Raw genomic sequence first — 20287 nt, forward strand, 5'->3', positions numbered from 1 at the left:
GGTGCCTCAGTAGGACAGCCCCGGGCAGTACACCCCCTGCTGCGGCGCCGTGTACGAGCCGCGCACCACCAGCGTCTCCAGCCGCTCCAGGGCGATGCCCCGGGTGCGGAACGCCCAGCTCAGGGTCTCGGGCAGCAGCCGGCCCGGGATCCGCAGCCGGGGCGGCGCGCCGTCGGGGACGGCCCGGCGCATCAGCTCGCCGGCGCCCGTGTACAGCGCCCGTGCCGCGGCCTCCGAGGCCGCGGTCAGATGGCCCAGGTCGGACAGGCCCGTGGTGTAGCCGGCGAGCGCGCCGCTCGACCGGTCCACGACCACGTACGGCTGCGACCAGCCGAAGGCCCGCTTGGCCGCCATGTGGATCTCTCCGTCCCGCGCATGGCCGTTGACCGAGCGGTACAGCTCCTGGCACGCGGGCACGTCGTCCTCGGTCATCGCGCGCACCGTGAAGCCCGCCATGTTCGCCGGGGTGGGCGGTGCGTACCCGGCGACCAGGGACAGCTGCTCGTACGGGACGAAGCCGAGCGAGGAGTAGAGCCGGTACGCGCCCAGGTTGTTGGTCACCTGGACGGCCCGGACCGAGTCCCGGTCGTGCCGGGCGGACGCGCCGATCACCTCGTCCATCAGCAGCCGGCCCACACCGCCGCCCTGCGCGCCGGGCGCGACGCTGAGCGGGCCGAAGGCGGCGACGGACTCGCCCAGGACCAGGAAGTTGGAGCCCGTCACGGAGCCCGCGCCGTCGACCGCCACGTAGGCGAGGCAGCCCGGGGCCGCGAGCCGGTCCCGGAACATCTCCGTCACCTCGTCCACCGACGACCACTCCGGAGCGAGACCGAGCGAGGCGTTCAGGGTGTTGAAGGCCTCGAAGCAGATGCCCACCATCGCCGGAAGGTCCTCCCGCGCCGCCTTCCGGACCCGGAAGGCCTGTGCACCGCCGTCCACGGCGTCGCCGCCGGGAAGGTCGCCGGCGCCCGGTTCGGGGAAGTAGCCGGCGCCCGGCTCGGGGAAGCGGCCGACGCCCGGCTCGGGGAAGTAGCCGACGCGGACGAAGAACCCGACGTACTTCTCGAAGAGTTCACGCGTCATCGGCGGGCAGTCGACGCCGGTACCGGCCAGCAGCTCCCGGGTCTGCGAGGTGTCGACGGACAGGTAGTGGTTGCGTCCGCTGTAGATGGTCGATTCGAACGCGTCGATCATCGGGACCATCGCGTTGTCGCGGTCGGCGCGGATGCGCCGCACCCAGGCGTCCCAGCGGAGTTCGTCCAGGTGGTAGCCGAGGGAGCGGAGGGATTCCGTCATCGCGGAGAACGGGAGGTGCGTCCCGTTGGCGAGGTGGTGGTTGCGGCCCGCCGCCCGGTCGTCGCGGGACAGCCGCAGGATCGCCGCGCTGACGTGGTCGACCGGCACCAGGTGGAAGATGCCGGCGGGATCCTGCGGTACGGCGCCGGCCTGCACGATGCCCTTCATGCTCAGCCAGACGAAGTCGTGGGTCTGGCAGAAGCCGCGCTCCGAGTCGCCGGAGATCTCGTCCACCCGGTAGACCGAGACCGGCAGGCCCCGCCCCCTGGCGAGTTCGATGATCTGCTCCGCCACCAGTTTCGTCTGCCGGTAGCCGGACGACAGCGCCTCGGCGGGGCCCGGCGGATCGGTCACCTGGAGGGCCTGCCCGGGGACCGCCTCCGCGGCGAACACGCCGGTGGACGAGACGTGGTGGACGGGCACGGTGCGGTGCCGTGCGGCCAGGCGCAGGATCTCCGCGGTGCCCGTGACGTTCGCGTCCTTCAACGCCGAGTACGGGTAGAGGCCGTTGACGGTCGCGGCGGCGTGGTAGACGCTGTCCACGCTGCGGGCGAGGGCGTCGAAGCGTTCGGGGGCCAGCCCCAGCAGCGGCCGGGCGAGATCGCCGACGACCACGGACAACCGGTTCGGGTCGATGCCGTCCCAGAACTCGTACCACTCCAGGTTCTTGCGCAGCCGCGCCCACGCGTCCGCCTCGTCGGCCCCGCGGACCAGACAGTGCACGGTCGCACGGGTCGTCCGCAGCAGGTCGCGCAGCAGGTACGCGCCCAGGAACCCGGTCGCACCGGTGAGGAGCACCTCCCGCGGGTCGTCCGCGACCCGGATCACCTCGTCGGCGGGGGAGACGTCCGCCGCCAGGACGACCTCGGCGGCGAAGTCCACCGCGTCCTCGTCGACGCCCGGCGTGGCGGACACCGCGGCCAGCACCTTCGCGAGCAGGTGGTCGGCGAGCACCGCCGGGGTCGGGTGCTCGAAGACGAGCGTCGGGCGCAGGCTCACCCCGCAGAAGTCGCTGAACTGGTTGCGCATCTCCACGGCCATGAGGGAGTCGACGCCGAGTTCGAGGAACGGCACGTCGGGGTCGATGGCGTCCGCGCTGTCATGGCCGAGCACCGCCGCGACCCGAGTGGCGATCCGGTCCACCATGTGGAGGAGCTGCTTCTCCTCGTCCAGTCCGGCGAGCACGCCGGCCAGACGGGCGGCGACCTCCGGGCGCTCACCCGGCTTGAGCACCCGCCCGGACGGGGTCGTCTTCTCGGCGGTCTCCCCGGCGGTCTCCCCGGCGGTCTCCCCGGCCGCCTCCCCGGCCGCCTCCCCGGCCGTATCCGCGGCCGTCTCCCCGGCCGCCTCCCCGGCCGCCGACTCCACGGCCACGGTCGGTACCGGTGACGCGGCGGGGGCGGCGAGTGCGGGCAGCCAGTAACGCTTGCGCTGGAAGGCGTAGGTCGGCAGCGTGACGTGGCGGGCGGCGGTGCCGTCGAAGAACGCCGCCCAGTCGACCGGGACGCCGGCGGTGTGGAGCGCGGCGGCGACACCGACGGCGGTCGCGGCACCGGGCCGGTCACGCCGGGAAACCGGCAGCGCACGGTGGCCGCCCGTGCGGCCACCCCCGTCACCCCCGTCACCCCTGTCGGCGTCGTCGGCGATCTGACGCACCAGGGCCGTCAGGGACGCGTCCGGGCCCAGTTCGACGAAGGTGTCGGTGCCCCGCTCCCGCAGGGTCCCCACCGCGGCGGCGAACCGGACGGCCGAGCGCAGCTGCCCGGTCCAGTACGCGGGTGTCAGCAGTTCCGCACCGGCGACGGCACCGGTGACCGTGGAGACGATCGGCACGTCCGGCGTACGGTAGACGACGGTCCGGGCCACGGCCTCGAACTCCTCCAGCACCGCGTCCATCCGGGGCGAATGGAAAGCGTGACTCACCGTCAGACGCTTGGTCCTGCCGCCCCGTTCGGACACCGCCCGGGCGACCTCCGCCACGGCGTCCTCGTCGCCCGAGACCACGACGGACCGGGGCGCGTTCACGGCGGCGATCGCCAGCCGGGACTCCCGGCCGGCGAGCAGCGGCAGGACCTCGTCCTCCGTGGCCTCCAGCGCGATCATGGCACCGCCTTCGGGCAGCGCCTGCATCAGCTCGCCCCGGGCGGTGACCAGCCTGGCCGCGTCCGCCGGCGAGAACACCCCGGCGACGTGCGCGGCGGTCAGCTCGCCGAGGGAGTGGCCGACGAGCGCGTCGGGACGCACCCCCCAGGACCGCAGCAGCGCGAACTGCGCGACCTCCAGTGCGAACAGGGCGGGTTGGGCGATACCGGTGCGATGGATGCGTCCGCCGTCCGCCGCGTCGCCGGCGGTGAGGAGCAACTGCCTTACCTGCGGTGCCAGATGGTCGCACACCGTGTCCAGTGCTTCGGCGAACACCGGGAACGCCTCGTACAGTTCACGGGCCATGCCGGCCCACTGGGAGCCCTGGCCCGTGAAGAGGAACGCCGTGGTCCGGGCGGCACCGGCGTGATCCGTGGTCAGCCCGGCCGCGGGCTCGCCCTCCGCGAGCGCGCCGAGGGCGCGCAGCATGCCCTCCGCGCTGCCCGCTCCGTCCGCGCCGCGACCGAGGTCCGCGACGACGGCGGCCCGGTGTTCGAGCCCGGCCCGGGACAGTGCCAGGGTGCGCCCCACGTCCACGGCATCCCGCTCGGGCGCCGCGCGCAGGAACGACTCCAGCCGGCGGGCCTGGTCGCGCAGCGCGGCCGGGGACTTCGCGGACAGCAGCCACGGTACGGCGGTGAGCGCCCGGACCGGGGCCGGGGTCCCCTCGGCCGAGGGGGAGTGCGGCGCCTCCTCCAGGACGACATGGGCGTTGGTGCCGCTGATGGCGAAGGAGGACACCCCGGCGCGCCGGGGCCGTCCGTCGGCCGCCGTCCACGGCCGCGCCTCGTCGAGCAGCCGTACGTTCCCCGACGACCAGTCGACGTGCGGTGACGGCCGGTCCACGTGCAGGGTCGCCGGGAGTACGGCGTGCCGCATCGCCTCCACCAGCTTGATGACACCGGCCATGCCCGCGGCGGCCTGGGTGTGGGCGATGTTGGACTTCACCGAGCCGATCCACAGCGGCCGTTGAGGGTCCCGGCCGCGCCCGTACGCGGCGAGGATCGCCTCGGCCTCGATCGGGTCGCCGAGCGTGGTCCCCGTGCCGTGGGCCTCGACCAGGTCGACCTCGTGCGCGGCCACCCGGGCATTGGCGAGCGCCCGGCGGATCACCCGCTGCTGCGCCCTGCCGTTGGGCGCGGTGAGCCCGTTGGACGCGCCGTCCTGGTTCACGGCGCTGCCCCGGATCACGGCGAGCACCCGGTGGCCCGCCCGCTGCGCGTCCGAGAGCCGTTCGAGCAGCAGCACCCCCGCGCCCTCGCCGAAGGCGGTGCCGTCCGCCGCGCCGGCGAAGGCCTTCACCCGGCCGTCCGGGGCGAGGCCCCGGTGCCTGCTGAAGGTGATCATGTCGTCCGGGGTGGACATCACCGTGACCCCGCCCGCGAGCGCGAGCCGCGACTCACCGGAGCGCAGGGAGCCGCAGGCCAGGTGGAGGGCCACCAGGGACGCGGAGCAGGCCGTGTCGACGGTGACGGCGGGGCCGTGCAGACCGAGGGTGTAGGCCACCCGGCCGGACATCACGCTGCCCGAGGTGGCGAAGCCGAGATGGCCCTCGTACTCGGATCCGGGCGCGGCGAGCGTGCTGTACGTCTGTCCCTTGGTGCCGACGAAGACGCCGGTCTCCGAGCCGGCCAGGCCGGTCGGGTCGAGGCCCGCCCGTTCGAAGACCTCCCACGCGACCTCCAGCATCAGCCGCTGCTGCGGGTCCATCGCGGTCGCCTCGCGCGGGGCTATGCCGAAGAATCCGGCGTCGAACGCGGACGGGTCGGTCAGGAAGCCGCCGCGTGAGACGTAGCTGGTGCCGTGGTGGTCGGGGTCGGGGTCGAACAGCGTGTCCAGCGCCCAGCCCCGGTCGGCGGGGAAGTCCGAGGTGGCGTCCCGGCCTGCGGCGACGAGGTCCCACAGCTGCTCGGGCGACTCCACCCCGCCGGGGAAGCGACAGGCCATGCCGATGATGGCGATCGGCTCGGCGCCGTCCGGGTCGGGCCCCGCGGGGGTCGTGCGCTCGGCCGGGAACGCTTCGGCGGCCGTGCGGGTGCCCGTCGGCTCCGTCAGCTCCGACGGTTCTGTCGGCTCCGATGGCTCCGTCAGCTCGGAGACCAGCCGGTCCGCGAAGGCGGCTGGCGTCGGGTGGTCGAACACGGCGGTCGCCGGGAGCCGCAGCCCGACCAGCGCGCACAGTTGCCGCCCGACCGCCACGACGGCGAGGGAGCCGAGGCCGAGGTCCACGAACGGCCTTGTGGGCATGACCCGTTCGGCTTCGACGCCGAGCGCGAGCGCCACCTCGGCGCGGACCAGGTCCAGCACCGTCCGGGCCTGCTCGGCCGCCGTGAGCGCCGCGAGACGGCCCGCCCACTCGCCCCGGTCGGGTTCGGCCCCGCGCTCCCCGTGCTCCCCGGGCGCGCCGGTGGACGCCGTACCGAGCAACCGGGCATCCGCGTCCGCCAGCAGATGCCGGGTGACCTTCCCGGACGCGGTGCGCGGAACGCGCTCGACGGCGTACACCTTCTCCGGCACCTTGAAGAAGGACAGCCGCGTCCGGCAGTGCTCGAACAGCGCCTGGACGTCGACGCCTTCGGGACCGGGCACCACGTACGCGACGGGCACCTCGCCGAGCACCTCGTGGGGCTCCCCGCCCACCGCCGCGTCGGCCACGCCCGGCGCCGCGCGCACCACGTCCTCGATCTCCACGGGGTGGATGTTCTCGCCGCCCCGGATGATCAGCTCCTTGAGACGGCCGGTCAGGGTCACCTGCCCGAGGGCGTCCCGGCGGGCCAGATCGCCCGTGCGGTACCAGCCGTCCCGCAGCACCTCCGCCGTGGCGCCGGGCTGCCCGTGGTAGCCCAGCATCAGGTTGGGGCCGCTGACCCAGACCTCGCCCTGCTCGCCGTCGGGCACCTCGGCACCGGAACCGCCGTCCACCAGGCGGATGTCCACCCCCGGAACGGGCGGCCCGGCCGCCCCGGCGACCCGGTCGCCCGTCGGCCGGTTCGAGGTGATCGCGCCGGTCTCGGTCGATCCGTACTGGTCCACCAGCGGGACCCCGAACGCCTCCTCGAAACGGCTGCCGAGGGAGGCGCCGCCGGCCGAACCGGCGACGAACCCCAGCCGCAGCGAAGGCAGCCGGGTGTGCTCCTGGCGGGCGCGGTCCAGCAGGTAGTGGTACGTCGTCGGCACCCCGGCGAGGAAGGTCACCCCGTCGTCGCGCAGGGCGTCCAGCACCTCGGAAGGGGCGAAGCCGCTCATCAGCCGGGCGCCGGCGCCCACGGCCACGACCGCCATGACGCACAGGTTCTGGCCCAGGCCGTGGAACAGCGGCATCGGCCACAGCAGCCGGTCGTCCTGCGTCATCCCGAGCACACCCACGTGGCAGGCCTCCACCAGCCACAGCGAGCTGCGCAGGGAGTAGAGCACCCCCTTGGGACGGCCGGTGGTGCCCGAGGTGTAGAGCATCCAGGCCGGAGCGTCGAGCGGGTTCTCCTCGGGCGCCGGCCCGTCGTACGGGGTGGCCGCGAGCGTCTCGTACGCGGTGATGTCGTACCCGGCGGTGTCCGCGGTGTCCGCGGTGTCCGCGGTGTCGTGCGCGGTGGCGCCGGGGGAGTCGCCGGTGAGCACGATCGAGGGCCGGGGCAGGCCGGACGCGGCCACCGCGCGCAGCAGCACGTCGAGCCGTGCCGGGTCGCACAGCACCACCGACGCCCCGGAGTCCCGCAGGAAGTGGACCAGTTCGGCCTCGGACGCCTGCGGATTCAGCGGCACGGTGATGCCGCCCGCCCGGATGACGGCGAGGCAGCTCTCCACCATCTCCACGCTGTTGCCCATGAGGACGGCGGCGCGGCCGTCCTTCTCCAGTCCCAGCGCGGCAAGCCGGCCGGCGAGCCGAGAGGTCCGCAGATCCAGTTCCCGGTAGCCGACGCCCCGCCGGGCGTCGGTGAAGGCCACCTTGTCCCCGATCCGGGCGGCGTGTCCGCCGAGCAGTTCGGACAGCGGACGGATCAGCGAAGGGGTCGTGTCAGGAGCCATGTCATCGCACCTCTCGGCTCTGTGTTCAGCGCTTGGTAGACGGTTGCGGTCGTGCCGTCAGCGAACGGCCAGCACGGTCCTGGTCGGGCAGGAGAACTCCAGGGAGCCGTCCGGCCCCGCGAGCACCCGCAGCGCCTCGCGCGCCTCGTCGGTCGCTTCGGCCACCCGCTCCGCGGGCACCAGGTCCCACTGCACGCGGGTGGTCACGGTCTTGGTCCACGCCAGGTAGTCGTCGATGGTCTCGAAGCGGGAGTCCGCCGGGACGTGGCGGATCCGCACATCGCTGAAGCCGGCGGTGAGGAAGGCGGCAGCCGTGGACTCCTCACCGGCCAGCGGGCCGCCGAGGCCCAGGACCACCTGCCACGGGTCGTCCACACCCTCGGGGAGGTGCTTGGCGAGCACTCCGGCGAGGATCTCGGCGGACTCCCAGCCGGCGGCCAGCCTGCCGTTCTCGGTGGGGAAGGTGGTCGCGGCGAACCTGCCCCCGGGGCGCAGCGCCGCGACGGCGCAGGACAGGGCCTTCTCCGCCTCCGGCAGCAGGAACAGGACCATCCCGGCGCTCGCCGCGTCGAACGGCTCGGCGAAGGCGAAGTCCTGGGCGTTGCCCAGCTCCGCGCGGGCCCAGCCGGACACCCCGCGGGCCGTGATGTCGGCCGTGCAGGCGTCGACCATGCCCTGGGCCTGGTCGATGCCGAGCACGAAGCCCTCCGGCCCCACCGCGTGGGCGATCGGGAACAGGCAGGCGCCGCGCCCGCAGCCGATGTCGAGCACCCGCTCGCCCGGCGAGAGCTCCAGGGTGTCGGCGATCATCTTCCCCAGCGGGTGGAAGATCATCTGACCGGCGGACTCGTACTGCTCGGCGGCCTTGTCGTAAGCGTCCCTCACCAGTGAGGTGATGCGGAGGTCCTCGGTCATGACGCGCTCTCTTCCTGTTGTTCCGGGGTCAGCGGATTGTCGGACGTCACCGGCCGCACGATGCAGCCGAGACGGAATTCGGCACAATGCGTTTCGTCCGCCACGCGCCACCACAACTGATCCGGGGTGGGCAGCATCTCGGACACGACGACTTCCCCTCCGGGAAGTCGCGCGATATCGATCACCGACAGCGGATCGGCGAAATCGACGTACAGCGGCTTGGGCTCGGCCGGATGCTTCACGTAGACGTGGCGCGGAATTCCCCGGGCGGCCCGGAGTCGCTGCACGGACAACCACTGGGTGACGGTGTCCGCGGTCTTCTCCGGAGCCCTTTCCGGAATGCTCAGCCGCCAGCGGGCCCGCTGGACCACGACACCGTCCACCACGATCCTGGGGGTGTACGCCCCGAGGTCGACCGGCACCGGGACCAGCGCGGGCCGGGACACCGCGCGGTGCAGCGTCGACGACAGGTCACCGGGGTAGAGCAGCCGCCGCCGGCCGTCCACCACCACCGCGTCGGCCGAAGCGGGCACGACGGCATCCGCGATCGGCACCACGTCGGCCCGGTCCTTGCCCGAGAGGCCGCTCAGTTCGATGGCGGCACCGGGGAGTTCGGGGGTCACGTGGGCGCTGCGCCGGCGCGAGACGATGGTCGCGGCGGTCCCGGACGGCACGGCTCGCGCCACCCGCTCGGTGAAGCCGGCCCACAGCCCGTCCGGGTCGCTGTGCAGCGGACGCTCCAGCCCCCCGAAGATCGAGCTGCAGTCGTCGTGCAGCTCCGAGAGCACCCAGTCGGCGGTGGCCGGGTCGGGGCCCGCCACCATCAGGTCGGGGCTCGGCAGGCACGCGTCGTCGGGGCCGTACGTCACGGTGTCCCACAGCGGCGCCAGCGCCTCGGCCAGTTCGCTACGGCTCAGCTCCACGACCGGGGGGCGGCCGTCGGTCGTTCCCGCGGCCTCCACGGCCCGCCCGACCAGCCGGCGCAGCACCGCGTCCAGCCGGTCCCGGCGCGGTGAACGAGCGGGTATCTCCCGTGCGGCCAGTGCGGCGAGCGGCGCCGGGGCGCCCGCCAGCTCGGCGCGCAGGGCGTCGCGGGCGTCCTCCCTGGCCAGCAGCGCCGCGAGGAACACCAGCGGGAACACCGCCTCGGTGACCTCCCGGATGCGCTCCACGACCGGCGCCCCGAAGCCGACCCGCTCGCTCAGCGGACTCGACCTGTCCTCGTGGAACAGCTCGCGGTCGGCGTAGTGCCGTCCGCTGTCCTGCGAGACCCGCCCGCCGTCCGCCGCGCGGGCCGCCCGCACGGCGAGGAGGTGCGCCGCCCGCTCGGGCCAGGGCGCCTGCGCGTACGTGTCGCGGACCTCCGCCAGGTCCACCACCGTGTCCGCGGGGTGCTCGGCCGCCAGCCTGGTCAGCGCGTGCAGCTCGGTCGCCGGCAGCCGCCAGGGGGAGACGACCAGCGCCGGTCCGAGTGCCTTCACCAGCCCGGCGGCGTACGCGTCGTCCGCCCCCGCCCGATGCGGGGCCGGCACGGGGCCGGCGGCGCCGACGAGCGAGTCGAGCCGGCTCCCCGGCGCCGCGGCGGCGGCACTCCACAGGGCCAGCGCGGGCGCCGCGACCCTGAACCTGCGCCCGTCCACGGCCCGTTCCAGCGCCGGGGACGAGTCCGGCCGGCGGAACAGCGGGCTGGGCCACACGCGCTGCCGCGTCAGCGGCACCTCGCGGGCGGCCTGCTCCCGCAGCTCCTCCACCAGCCAGGCACTCGCCTCCACCACGACCTTCTCGCGGCCGGGCGCGCCGACCAGCAGGGTCTCCTCCTGCTCCGGCACCAGACGGCCGAACAGCACCGGGCCGAAGAACGAGACGGTCTCGCACTTGGTGGCGAACCGGCGCAGATAGCGGTGCAGGGTGTCGACCCGGCGGCGCAGGGTCTGCGGCAGGGCGCCGCCCTCGTCCCGCGCCTGCGCCCAGCCCGGGTGCGTCAGCGGCGGGGTCTCCAGGGCCGTGTGGTGGAACGAGGGGTTCGACACGAACACGGCGTGCCCGAAGTCGTCGCGGCCGGCGGCCCGTGCGGTGTGCAGCCGGGCCCGCAGCAGGGCCGCCTCCAGCGCGGTCCCGGCCGCCGCCAGCCGCTCGTCGAGCGCGGCGACCAGGGCGTTCCAGCGGGGCGCCCAGTCCGGCGCGCCGGTCGCCGCGAGGACCGCTGCGCACCGCTCGTCCAGGGGCGCGCCCCCGTCCACCAGCCGGCGGCAGCTCTGGAGGGCGCGCAGCGACCGCTGGCGCGGTTCGACCGTCCGTACGGCCTTGCGCAGCCCCGGCCACAGCAGGTCCAGGAAGTGCGCACGCTCGGCGGCGACCGCCTGCTCCGCCGCGAGCACCCCGGCGGCGGTGCCGAGCAGTTCCTCGGACGCGAGCCCGTCCAGGAGCCCGGCGGGGAAGCCGGTCGCGCGCAGCAGCGACCAGGGCATCATCTCGACCGAGAGTTCCCCGTCGCCCGCCCGCACCTTCCATGTCAGTGACGCTGTCAGTGACGTTGCCGGTGACGTTTTCAGTGACGTTTTCAGTGACGTCATGTCAATTCTCCAGACTGGTCTCGCTTTTCGTCGGAGACTCCGGTAGGAAGGAAAAGGCCAGGGAATTGTCCGGCCATCCGGCCGGCGGCGATCCAGGTCATTCGGAGGGGAAAGAGAAGATGCGAATCTCGTCTCGGATCATGCGTGGTTGTCGCGAAAGCGTTGAACGCGCCGAACACGAACTGATCGCGCTGTCGAGGAGTATTCACGCCGAGCCGGAGACCGCGTTCAAGGAGCACCGCAGCGCCGCCAAGGTGAGCGGCCTGCTGCGGGACGAGGGGTTCGAGGTGGTGCACGGCGCCGGCGGCCTGGACACCGCGTTCACCGCCCGCTACGGCAGCGGCCCGCTCACGGTCGGGCTGTGCGCGGAGTACGACGCGCTGCCGGGCCTCGGCCACGCCTGCGGCCACAACATCATCGCCGCCTCGTCGGTGGGCGCGGCCCTGGCGCTGAGGGACGTGGCCGACGACCTCGGCATCACCGTCATGGTGCTGGGCACCCCGGCCGAGGAGGAGGGCGGCGGCAAGATCGCCATGCTGGAGGCCGGTGTCTTCGACGAGGTGTCGATGGCGATGCTCGTCCACCCGGCCCCCGAGGACAACTGTGCTCCCCGCCCCCTCGCCCTGGTCGAGCTCGAAGTCCGTTACACCGGACGCGAGTCGCACTCCGCCCTCGCCCCGCACCTGGGCGTCAACGCCGCCGACGCCCTGACCGTGGCGGAGGTCGCCGTCGGCGTGGGCCGCCAGCACTTCGAGCCGCGGCAGCAGGTGCACGGCATCGTGACCAGGGGCGGCGAGGTGCCCAACGTGGTCCCCGCGCACACCAGCGCGCTGTACAACCTGCGGGCCGCCGACATGGAGTCCCTGGGGCGCCTGGAAGCACGCGTCAGAGCCTGCTTCGAGGGCGGCGCCGTCGCCACCGGCTGCACCCACGAGGTCCGCTCGACACCCGCGTACGCCGAACTGGCGCACGACCCGTTCCTGGTGGCGGCCTACCGGGCGGCGGCGACCGAACTGGGCCGCCCCCTGGTGTCCCCGGAGGAGGAGCGCGCGATGCCCACCGGCAGCACCGACATGGGCAACGTCAGCCGGGTCCTGCCCAGCGTGCACCCCAGCATCGGCATCGACACCGGCGGCGCGGTCAACCACCAGCCGGAGTTCGCCCGGGCCTGCGTGAGCCCGGCCGCCGACCGGGCGCTGCTCCAGGCGTCCGTCGCACTGGCCTGGACGGCGGCGCGGGCCGCCGAGGACGACCAGGCCCGGGAGCGGCTGCTCACGGCCCACGCGGCTCGTCGTGACGCGGGCCGCACGGCCGGCTGACCGCCGCCGTCCGGACCCGCCCGGCCGGGCGGGTCCGGACGCCCCGGCCGCGGCGGTGCTGCGGCGGAGGCCGCCCGGTGCCCCCGCGGGTGCGGGGCGTGCGGGGGTCACGGAAGCCGCACCACCGTCTCGCCCTCGGCGGTGTCGATGTGCACCGCCGAGATGCGGGGGCCCGCCGCGGGGTCGACGAGGACGTCGAGCGCGGCGAGTCCGGGCCACCGGTCCGCCCAGTCCCGCTCCGGCGCCGGGCCTGTCTCCAGGAGCCGTAGCGACGTCGGGCACACCCGGTGCCCGGCCGCCTCGAGATCGCCCGGCACCCGTGCCGCGCGCGCCTGCGGGTCGCCGTAGCTCAGGAAGAACGGCAGTACCCGGCTGCGCCACGACAGGTCGAACGCCGCCTCCGCCCACGGCACGCTCAGGCCGTCGGCCCGGACCGACTCGCCGCGGAAGAGGTCCGGATCCGCTCCGGTGACCGTCTCCACCTCGCGCGCGGTGGACTCGATGTCGTCGGTCAGTGCCGCCCAGTTGAGGAAGTCCGGCCCGTCCGCGGTCCGTTCCAGGAACAGCCGGCCGAAGTCCTCGCCCGCCAGCCGCCGTTCGTCGTGGGTGACGAGCAGTTCCAGGTACTGCACGTCGGGCGTGTCGAAGGGCACCACCCAGCTCGCCGTGCCGTCCGGGTTGGGACTGCCGTCGGTGATGCCGAACCCGTACTGGTCCCACAGCAGTTCGCGCAGCGGCTCGATGGTCCGCGCGCCGAGGATCACGTGGTCGATGCGCATCAGGAGGCACCGCCCAGGGCGTGCGAGGGGCACATGCTGTACGGCAGGGCCTCCCAGTCGTCGCCGACCAGGCCGGCGGCCATGCCCTTGCCGGTGGCGCGCGCCGAGAGCAGCCCGTGCCCGGCGTGGCCGGCCGACAGGAAGATCCGCTCGTGGCCGGGCAGCGCGCCCGCCAGCGGCCGTCCGGTGCCGGACACCGGGCGCAGTCCGGCACGGAGCTCCACGGGCACCGAGTCCGCGAGCCCCGGCATGACGGTCGTGGCGAACCGCAGCAGGTGCGCGATGCCCTGGGTGGTCACGTGCTCGGCGAACCCCGTGTCCTCCTCCGTCGCACCGACGATCACGTCGTCACCGACCCCGGGCGCGAGGTAGTAGGCGGAGGACAGGATGCAGTTCAGCTCCTCGTCGGTCCGCAGCACCGCCATCTGCCCGCGCTGCGGCCGGACTCCGGTCGCCTCGGCCAGGCCCTTGCCCGAACTCCAGGCACCGGCCGTGATCACCACCCGGTCCGCGCGGAGCGTCCCGTCGGAGGTCACCACCGAGACGGCCGCGCCCTCCTCGCGCACCTCCCGGACCGTGACGCCCTGCCGCCAGTCGACGCCCCGGGCCAGGCACCGGCGCCGTACGGCGTCCAGGTAGCGGCGGCCGTCGATCATCAGCCCGTCCGGGTCGAGGAGGTAGCGCCTGCTGGTCGGCAGCTTGAGCCCGGGCGCGGCCTGCGCGAGGGCGCCGCCCTCCACCCAGTCGCCGACGCCGAGCCCGCTCAGCACGTCGCCGTGGGCCTCCACGTCCGTCTCGCGCAGGGCGCGCAGGATGGGCCTGGCCACGCTGAACGCGCCGTACTCCGGCTCCAGCCGGGCGACGTCGGCGTCCAGGTCCCGCTTGGCGGTCCGCAGCCAGTCGTAGAACTCCCGGTCGGTGAGGTAGCGCAGCGAGGGAACCGCCACCCCCGCCGCGCGGTTGGTCGCGTGCCCGGGTTCGGCACCGGAGTCGAGCACCCGGACCGACGCCCCGCTGTCGCTCAACTCCTCGGCGAGGCAGGCGCCGACGATCCCTCCGCCGATGAGCGTGAAGTCAGGGGGTGATGACGGTGACGACGGCATGTCCTGCACCTTCCATTTCGGCCGCGCCGGCGAGTACCAGCGAGCGGGTGGTCACGTCGCTGTCGCTGTGGACAGCCATGGGCGGGCCGGCCAGGCCGCGGGCCTGGCGCAGCAGGTGGACGGGCTTGCCCCGTAGGGCGAGGCGGAACCAGCCGCCGGGCCGGTCCGCGACCCTGGCCAGGCACTGGAGCCGGACGGTGCCGTCGCCGTGGTAACGCTGGAGGCCCTCCACGCACCAGACGAGTTCCACCGCGTCCGGGGGCACCTCGGCCCGGGGCCCGCCGAGTTCGAGCCGGGCCAGCGGCGGCGGGCCGAACCCGCCGGTGTCGTGGTCCCACACGGCCCGGCCGAGCGCGATGCCCTCGGCGAGCGGGGGCGGCGGGCAGATCCGGCCGCCGTCGACCAGGACGGTGGCCGCCGCCGGGTCGCCCCGGTCGTCCAGCCCCGACTCGGGCGGCGCCGACGGCAGATCGGTCAGGGTCAGCTGCGGCAGTATGCGCCGCCCCGCCAGCCGGGCAGCGGTCGCGCGACCCCCGCGCGAGGTCAGCGAGAAGGCCGCACCGGCCACCAGCACCGCCGCCGCGGAGGGCCGCAGCAGCAGTGGCCGCTCGCGCCAGTCGTCCGGCGGGTCGGCCGGCACGAACGGCTCCGAGAGCGCCCCGAGTTCGCCCCAGGGCAGCGCCTCCACGAGCCCGGCCGGATCCCCCTGGCCGCTGGTGCCGAGCAGCACCGGACCGCCGGGGGTCTCGACGCGGGCCAGCAGCTCGGCCCGCCTCGACACCGGCAGGCCGTCGCCGTCACGCCACTCGTGGACCTGCGCCACCGCGCTCTGGAGTCCGGCGACGGCCGACGCCGTCCGTTCGGCCGCCTCGGTGAGCAGCAGCCCGGTCTCCTTGCCCGCGTCCTGGTCCGGCGACCCGGCGACCCGGCGGGAGCCGGTGACCCGGCCCTTCGCGTCCCGTTCGAGGCGCAGGGTGTCGAGCGAGACGGTCAGCCGCGCCGCGTCGCGGGTGGGCGTGACGATTCCGGAGGCACGTGTCCTGGTCTCAGCCACGGGCCACCGCCCGCAGCCCGACGAGTCCGGCCGGCAGCCGGAATCCGGCGTTGGCGAACGACACCGGCACCGGGTACTGCCCCAGCTTCCCGCAGCCTCCGGTGGCCCGCAGGTAGGCGGCGACCCGGTGCTCGTAGGGCCGCAGGCCCGCGAGCACCCGCGCTCCGTCACCGGTCACCGTCAGCGGGCCCAGCCGGGCGGTGCTGCCGTCGACGCGGTGCAGCAGGGAGAACGGGGCGTGGAAGACGAAGGCGCCCGAGGCGATGTTCATCATGTCCAGCCGCAGCCCGTACGGGGCGATCCAGTCGCCCGAGGGCGGCTCCGGCTCGGCCGCGGGCTCGATCAGGGCCACGGTGTGGGTCATCCGGGGGATCGCCGGATGCCGGTAGCTCTGTTTGCGCCCGTGGCCCGTGCCGGGGCCGCCGCCGAGCAGGGCGGCGAGCGCCCGGTCGGTCATCGGCCGCCCCACCGTGCCCCGGTCGATCAGCCGCAGTGTGCGGCACGGGGTGCCCTCGTCGTCGAACGGACTGCGGTAGCCCGGCCCGTCGTGCGCACCGCCGTCGACCACCGACAGCCACGCGGGTGCGACCCGCCGCCCGGCGCGCGCCCCGAGGTAGCTCGTTCCGGACGCGACCACGTCGGCTTCCATCGGGTGCCCGACGATCTCGTGGAAGAACGCCCCGGCGAGACCGGGCAGCAGCACGAGGTCGGCGCCGTCCGGGAGTTCGGTGGCGAGCGGCAGTGCGAGGCGTTCGCGCACCGCGTCGGCCGTCCGCACGGCCGCGTCCCTCAGCCCGTCCGGGGCGGAGCCCGCGGGGGCGCACAGCAGCGACCGGGAGTGGACGGTGCCGTCGTCGCCGGTCAGCCTGGTCTCCAGGGTCGTGACGATCCGCTCCGTGGTGGCGACGCGGTCCGCGCTGCCGGCGGCGACGTGCTGCTGGGCCACACCCAGGGTCAGCTCCGCGCCGGTCTCGGCGGCGATCCCGGCGAGCTCGGCGCGCAGCTCGGGGGTCAGTTCGAACAGCGGCCGTTCCTGCACCTCGCGCAGCGCGTCGGCGGCCTCGGGGCCCGCTCCGGCGGCGCCCGAGGCCAGCAGGTCGTCGCCGTCGGCGAAGCGGTGCTCGGTGACGCCCCGGTCGAGGTGCCGTTCGACGCTCATTCCGCGCACCGAGGTCCGCTCGGTGGAGACGGCGCCGTCCGGGAGCACGTCGGCCCGCATCCGCAGCGAGTGCTCGGCGAAGAGCGTGGTGTGCGTCATCGCGTGCTGCTCCCGTCGCTGTTGGTGCTGCCGTCGCTGTTCCTGCTGTTCCTGCTGCCGCTGCTGCCGATGATCTGCATCCGCAGCTCGCTGGTGTAGCGCCGGCCCTCGCCGTCGCGCAGCCACAGCTCGTCCGGCCCCGGCGCCATCCGCTCCACGCCCAACTGCTCGGCGCCGCGCGCCACATGGCTGACCAGGTCGGCCGCGAGCGGTGAGGCCAGGTCGATCAGGTACGGCTTGCGCTCATGGGCGCTGCGGCCGAAGACGAACCGCGTTCCGGTCTCCCGGGCGAGCCTGCGCAGCGCGAGGAACCGCGCTTCGGGTTCCGGTGCCGCGAGCGCCGCGGTGGGCACCTGCCACCGGGACCGTTGCAGGACGACCGACCCCAGGGCCACTTCGGGCTGCGCGTCCTCGGTGGTGAAGGTGGGGTGGAGCACCTGCGGATGCGAGAGGGCGGCGATCGGGGCGTACTTGACGAAGTCGCTCAGCGGGACGTACGCGCTGACCGCCTTGCCGTCCGGATCGTGCAGGGTGACGTCGTGCGGCCCGATGCGGACGGTGAGGTCCTCCGGCTTCAGCAGCTCCGGCTGATCGTGGTCGGTCCAGGTCAGCGGGCGCATCGCGACCTCACGGCCGGGGAAGCGGTAGTAGCCCTTGTTGCGGCGCCCGAAGTCGAGGCCGACGACCGCGCCGTCCTGCGCCGCCGTCCAGGCGGCGGCGTCCGCGCCGAGCCGGTCCGGATCCGGGTGCATCGTGCTCAGCCAGCTGCGCACCAGCAGGTGGTGGTGGGCGCGGGAGAGGACGAGCGGGGCGGCGGCGCCGAGCCCGGAGGCGTCCGGCGCCGCGGGGCACAGGTCGATGACCGCGTACCGGTCGCCGTCCAGCGCCCCGGCCTCCTCGGTCAGCCGCTCGACCTCGGCCCGCCAGTCGGCGCCGGGGTAGACGGGTGCGTGGGCTGCCTGGAAGGTGCTGGTCGAGTCGGACCGGCTCGCGGCCGCTCGGGTCGCGTACGTGAGGAGGTCCAACTCCGTGGCCGCCGGTGGCCCGGATCCGTCGCGGCCTTCGGCGCCCGCCCCTCCCGCGGTGCCGTCCGTGAAGGCGTCGCGCACCGCGGCCGCCGCCGCGCGCTGGGCGGCTTGCCCGTGCGCGGCACACACCTCCATCACGGGGGCGAGCTGCCGCTCCCAGTCGCCGACCAGCCCGGCTCCGAGGGTCAGCGCGAAGGGCGACGCGCACTCCTCGAAGAACACCGCGCGGTCGGCGTACGCCGCACCGGCGCCCCGTCTGGCCGGCCTGCCCGTGAACTCGGTGAACCGCTCCTCCAGGGCGGCGACGGCGGCCGCCTTGCGCTCCAGCGGCACCTCCGCCAACTCGCCGATGAGGGAGGAGAGTTCGGCTGTCCGGTCGAGCCACAGCTCGCGGGCCGGCGAGGCGGGCAGCGCGGAGAGCTGGTCCCGCAGGGTCGCGAGGGGCTCCAGGTCGTAGTCGCCGCCGCCGAGGCCGATGGTGACGGCCTCCTCGGCCACCAGCCGCATCAGCGTCCTGGCCACGTCGCGGGCCGGCTGCCCGGCGGCGCGCACCACGTCGCGGAACACCGTTCCGTCCGGGGCCACGAGCGGCAGCAGCGGCTCCCGCGCCGGGTCACCACGTCCGGTGGAGTGGAACGCGAGATGCGGAAGGATCTTGGGGTCCCGGGCGATCGCCGTGGCCAGCGCACGCGTCGCCCAGTGCGAGAAGAACACCCGGCGGACGCGGGGCACGTCGTCGCGCAGTACGGCGCCCTCACCCTCGCCCACCGTGCCGTACGCCATGGGCCCGAAGAAGCTCACCGTCTCGTTCTTCGCGCAGAACCGCTGCACGTACGTGAACATCTGCCGGCGCACCCGGCGCCAGCGCGAGGTCAGCGGGCCTTCGTACGCCAGCAGCGGGAGCAGCATGTTGCGGTACGCGTCCGGGTTGGACAGGAACACGGCCTCGGAGACCCGCGGATCCGCCAGTAGGTCCCGCAGCCGCTTGCCGGCCTCGTCGTCGGCCTGCCGGCAGGCGAGCGCGTAGCGTTCCCAGGCGTCGGCCCAGGCGCTCACCGCCGGGCTCCACTGCGCCCCGCCGGACGCCGGCAGCTGCCGCGCCCGTCCGCGCAGCACGTCGGAGCGCAGCGACTCGGCGCGGGGCCCGCTGAACTGCGCCTCCACCAGCTCCAGTACGGTCCGCTCGCGGTCGAGCAGCTCGTCCGCGAGTTCCAGCAGGGAGTGGGGCGCGCCCAGCTCCTCCAGCCAGTCGAACGGCATTCCCGCATGGCGCAGGATGAACTCCCGCCCGATGCGCCACTGTCGGCTCACTGGCTCCTCCGCATCACACCGGCCTGGACCAGCCGGTCGGTCAGTTTCCTTCGGGCACCGTCGCTGATCCGGTCCAGGACGGCGGTGTCGCCGGACGAGAGCCGCTCCACGACCGGCGTCAGCTTCGGATGCAGCCGGAACGCGCTGCCCGTCCGCAGGTTCACCACGAACGAACCCGGGCCCTGGCCGTCCGGGCCGGGCCCCTCCCCGGCCACGACGGCGGCCGACGGCTCCCACACCGCGGTCCCGTCCGGTGCGGCGAGCACGCAGCAGGCGAACCGGCCGGGGAACAGATCGGCCACGGCACCGAGTTCGCCGTTGAGTGCGCCGATCGCCGCGGTGCGCGCCGTTTCGTCGAGCGTCCCGGGCCCGCTGAACCGGTCCCAGCGGGGCAGATCGTGCCCCGGGGCCGGGTGCCGGATCAGCGGCACGCCGTTCCAGGCCTGCGGTGCCGCACCGCCACCGGCCGTCGGCAGTCGGAACGGGCTGAGCCCCGCGAGCCGGGGGCCGGGCCCGGACAGCAGGCTCCGCGCCGTGCCGGTCGTCTCCTCGGCACCCACCCCGGGCGCCCCGACGAGCAGTTCGACCCGGAGCAGGGCCCCGTCCACCGCGTCCGCAGCGTCCAGGACGGCCCGCAGATCGGTACGGCTGCCGTCCGCCCCCGTCACCTCGGCCCAGGACGCCAGCCGTGCCACGGTCAGCGCCGCGCCCCGGCACTCGCGCCACGCCCCGGCGGGCAGCGCCGCCGCCTCGTCCGGGGCCAGCCAGCCCGCCCAGGGGGCGCCGGCCTGCCAGTCGGCCGCGCGGCGGACCCAGCGGACCGGCGTGTCGTCCCCCGACCACTCCTTGCCCAGCCGCCAGGCCGGAGCCCAGTCGTCGAAGCCCGCCGCCGCCGAGAACGGGGCGAGCGCGCGCAGCGCCTCCCGGTGCGCGGTGGCGAAACGCCCGCACAGCACGACCCTTCCGGGGCCGAGCGCCTCCAGGAGCACCGCGGCCGCAGGGAGTTGCTGGTCGGTCTCGATCACCAGGTGCACCCGCCCGTCCGGGGCCGCCGCGCGCGTCCACCGCGCCTCGGGCCCCAGCAACTCGGTCCGCTGCGCGGCCAGCACCACATCGGCGCCGCACTCGGTGGTGCCGTCGACGAGTTCCACGTCGTCCGCGGCCAGCCGCAGGGCCGGATCGGCCTCGCCCGCCAGCCGCAGCGCCATGCCCATGGCGCGCAGCCGGCCCGCGCCATGGCCGCCCCGCGCGGTGACCAGCGCGGTGACCCGTGCGGCGGCCCGCGCGAACAGCGCCCTGGTCCGGTCCTCCGCGGGGTCGCTCCCGCCGCGCCTGCCGAGGGCGTAGTCGTCGGCCAGCGCGGCGAGTGCCCCGGTGCCCGCGAGGCGTGCGACGAAGTGCGCGTTCACGTCGATCAGTTCGTCGTCCGGCCCGAGTTCCGGTTCCAGACTCGGATCGAACAGGGGAGGGAGCACCACCCGGCGCG

The 20287-nt window shown here is 74.8% G+C and carries 10 protein-coding genes; 1 reads left to right on the forward strand and 9 read right to left on the reverse strand.

The features are described from left to right. Positions 1 to 6: 6 nt before the first annotated feature. From AC07AL_RS13555 to AC07AL_RS13565, 3 genes are read right to left on the reverse strand one after another with little or no spacing between them, the layout of a single operon-like run. Positions 7 to 7461, reverse strand: coding sequence for a thioester reductase domain-containing protein (locus AC07AL_RS13555; protein WP_478317454.1), 7455 nt, complete (start codon positions 7459 to 7461; stop codon positions 7 to 9). 57 nt (positions 7462 to 7518) lie between these two features. Beyond that, positions 7519 to 8376: a class I SAM-dependent methyltransferase gene (locus AC07AL_RS13560; protein WP_363588654.1), complete on the reverse strand. Its 858-nt coding sequence runs from the start codon at positions 8374 to 8376 to the stop codon at positions 7519 to 7521. Then, positions 8373 to 10847, reverse strand: a complete 2475-nt coding sequence (locus AC07AL_RS13565; RefSeq protein ID WP_478317455.1) for a lantibiotic dehydratase — start codon at positions 10845 to 10847, stop codon at positions 8373 to 8375. Before AC07AL_RS13565 ends, AC07AL_RS13560 begins: the two co-directional genes overlap by 4 nt. A gap of 221 nt (positions 10848 to 11068) precedes the next feature. On the opposite strand from AC07AL_RS13565, the gene AC07AL_RS13570 reads away from it, so the two are divergent. Then, positions 11069 to 12268 (forward strand): M20 family metallopeptidase, encoded by a 1200-nt coding sequence (locus tag AC07AL_RS13570; protein ID WP_400802947.1) that lies wholly within the window; start codon positions 11069 to 11071, stop codon positions 12266 to 12268. 107 nt (positions 12269 to 12375) lie between these two features. Here AC07AL_RS13570 and AC07AL_RS13575 read toward each other — a convergent pair whose 3' ends face one another. The 6 genes from AC07AL_RS13575 to AC07AL_RS13600 are packed head-to-tail and all read right to left on the reverse strand — an operon-like array spanning position 12376 to position 20279. After that, a complete protein-coding gene (locus AC07AL_RS13575) occupies positions 12376 to 13047 on the reverse strand; it encodes a VOC family protein (RefSeq protein ID WP_363586667.1) in 672 nt (223 codons plus the stop codon). Beyond that, positions 13047 to 14150, reverse strand: coding sequence for an NAD(P)/FAD-dependent oxidoreductase (locus AC07AL_RS13580; protein ID WP_400802944.1), 1104 nt, complete (start codon positions 14148 to 14150; stop codon positions 13047 to 13049). The genes AC07AL_RS13575 and AC07AL_RS13580 overlap by 1 nt, the downstream gene beginning before the upstream one ends. Next, positions 14122 to 15204: a hypothetical protein gene (locus tag AC07AL_RS13585; RefSeq protein WP_478317456.1), complete on the reverse strand. Its 1083-nt coding sequence runs from the start codon at positions 15202 to 15204 to the stop codon at positions 14122 to 14124. Before AC07AL_RS13585 ends, AC07AL_RS13580 begins: the two co-directional genes overlap by 29 nt. Further along, positions 15197 to 16462, reverse strand: coding sequence for a metallopeptidase TldD-related protein (locus tag AC07AL_RS13590; RefSeq protein WP_478317457.1), 1266 nt, complete (start codon positions 16460 to 16462; stop codon positions 15197 to 15199). Before AC07AL_RS13590 ends, AC07AL_RS13585 begins: the two co-directional genes overlap by 8 nt. Further along, entirely contained in the window at positions 16459 to 18801 is a 2343-nt protein-coding gene (locus AC07AL_RS13595) for a lantibiotic dehydratase family protein (protein WP_478317458.1), read from the reverse strand. The genes AC07AL_RS13590 and AC07AL_RS13595 overlap by 4 nt, the downstream gene beginning before the upstream one ends. Next, positions 18798 to 20279: a hypothetical protein gene (locus tag AC07AL_RS13600; RefSeq protein ID WP_478317459.1), complete on the reverse strand. Its 1482-nt coding sequence runs from the start codon at positions 20277 to 20279 to the stop codon at positions 18798 to 18800. The genes AC07AL_RS13595 and AC07AL_RS13600 overlap by 4 nt, the downstream gene beginning before the upstream one ends. Positions 20280 to 20287 lie beyond the last annotated feature (8 nt).

The sequence above is a fragment of the Kitasatospora sp. NPDC043949 genome (genome assembly GCF_056435365.1).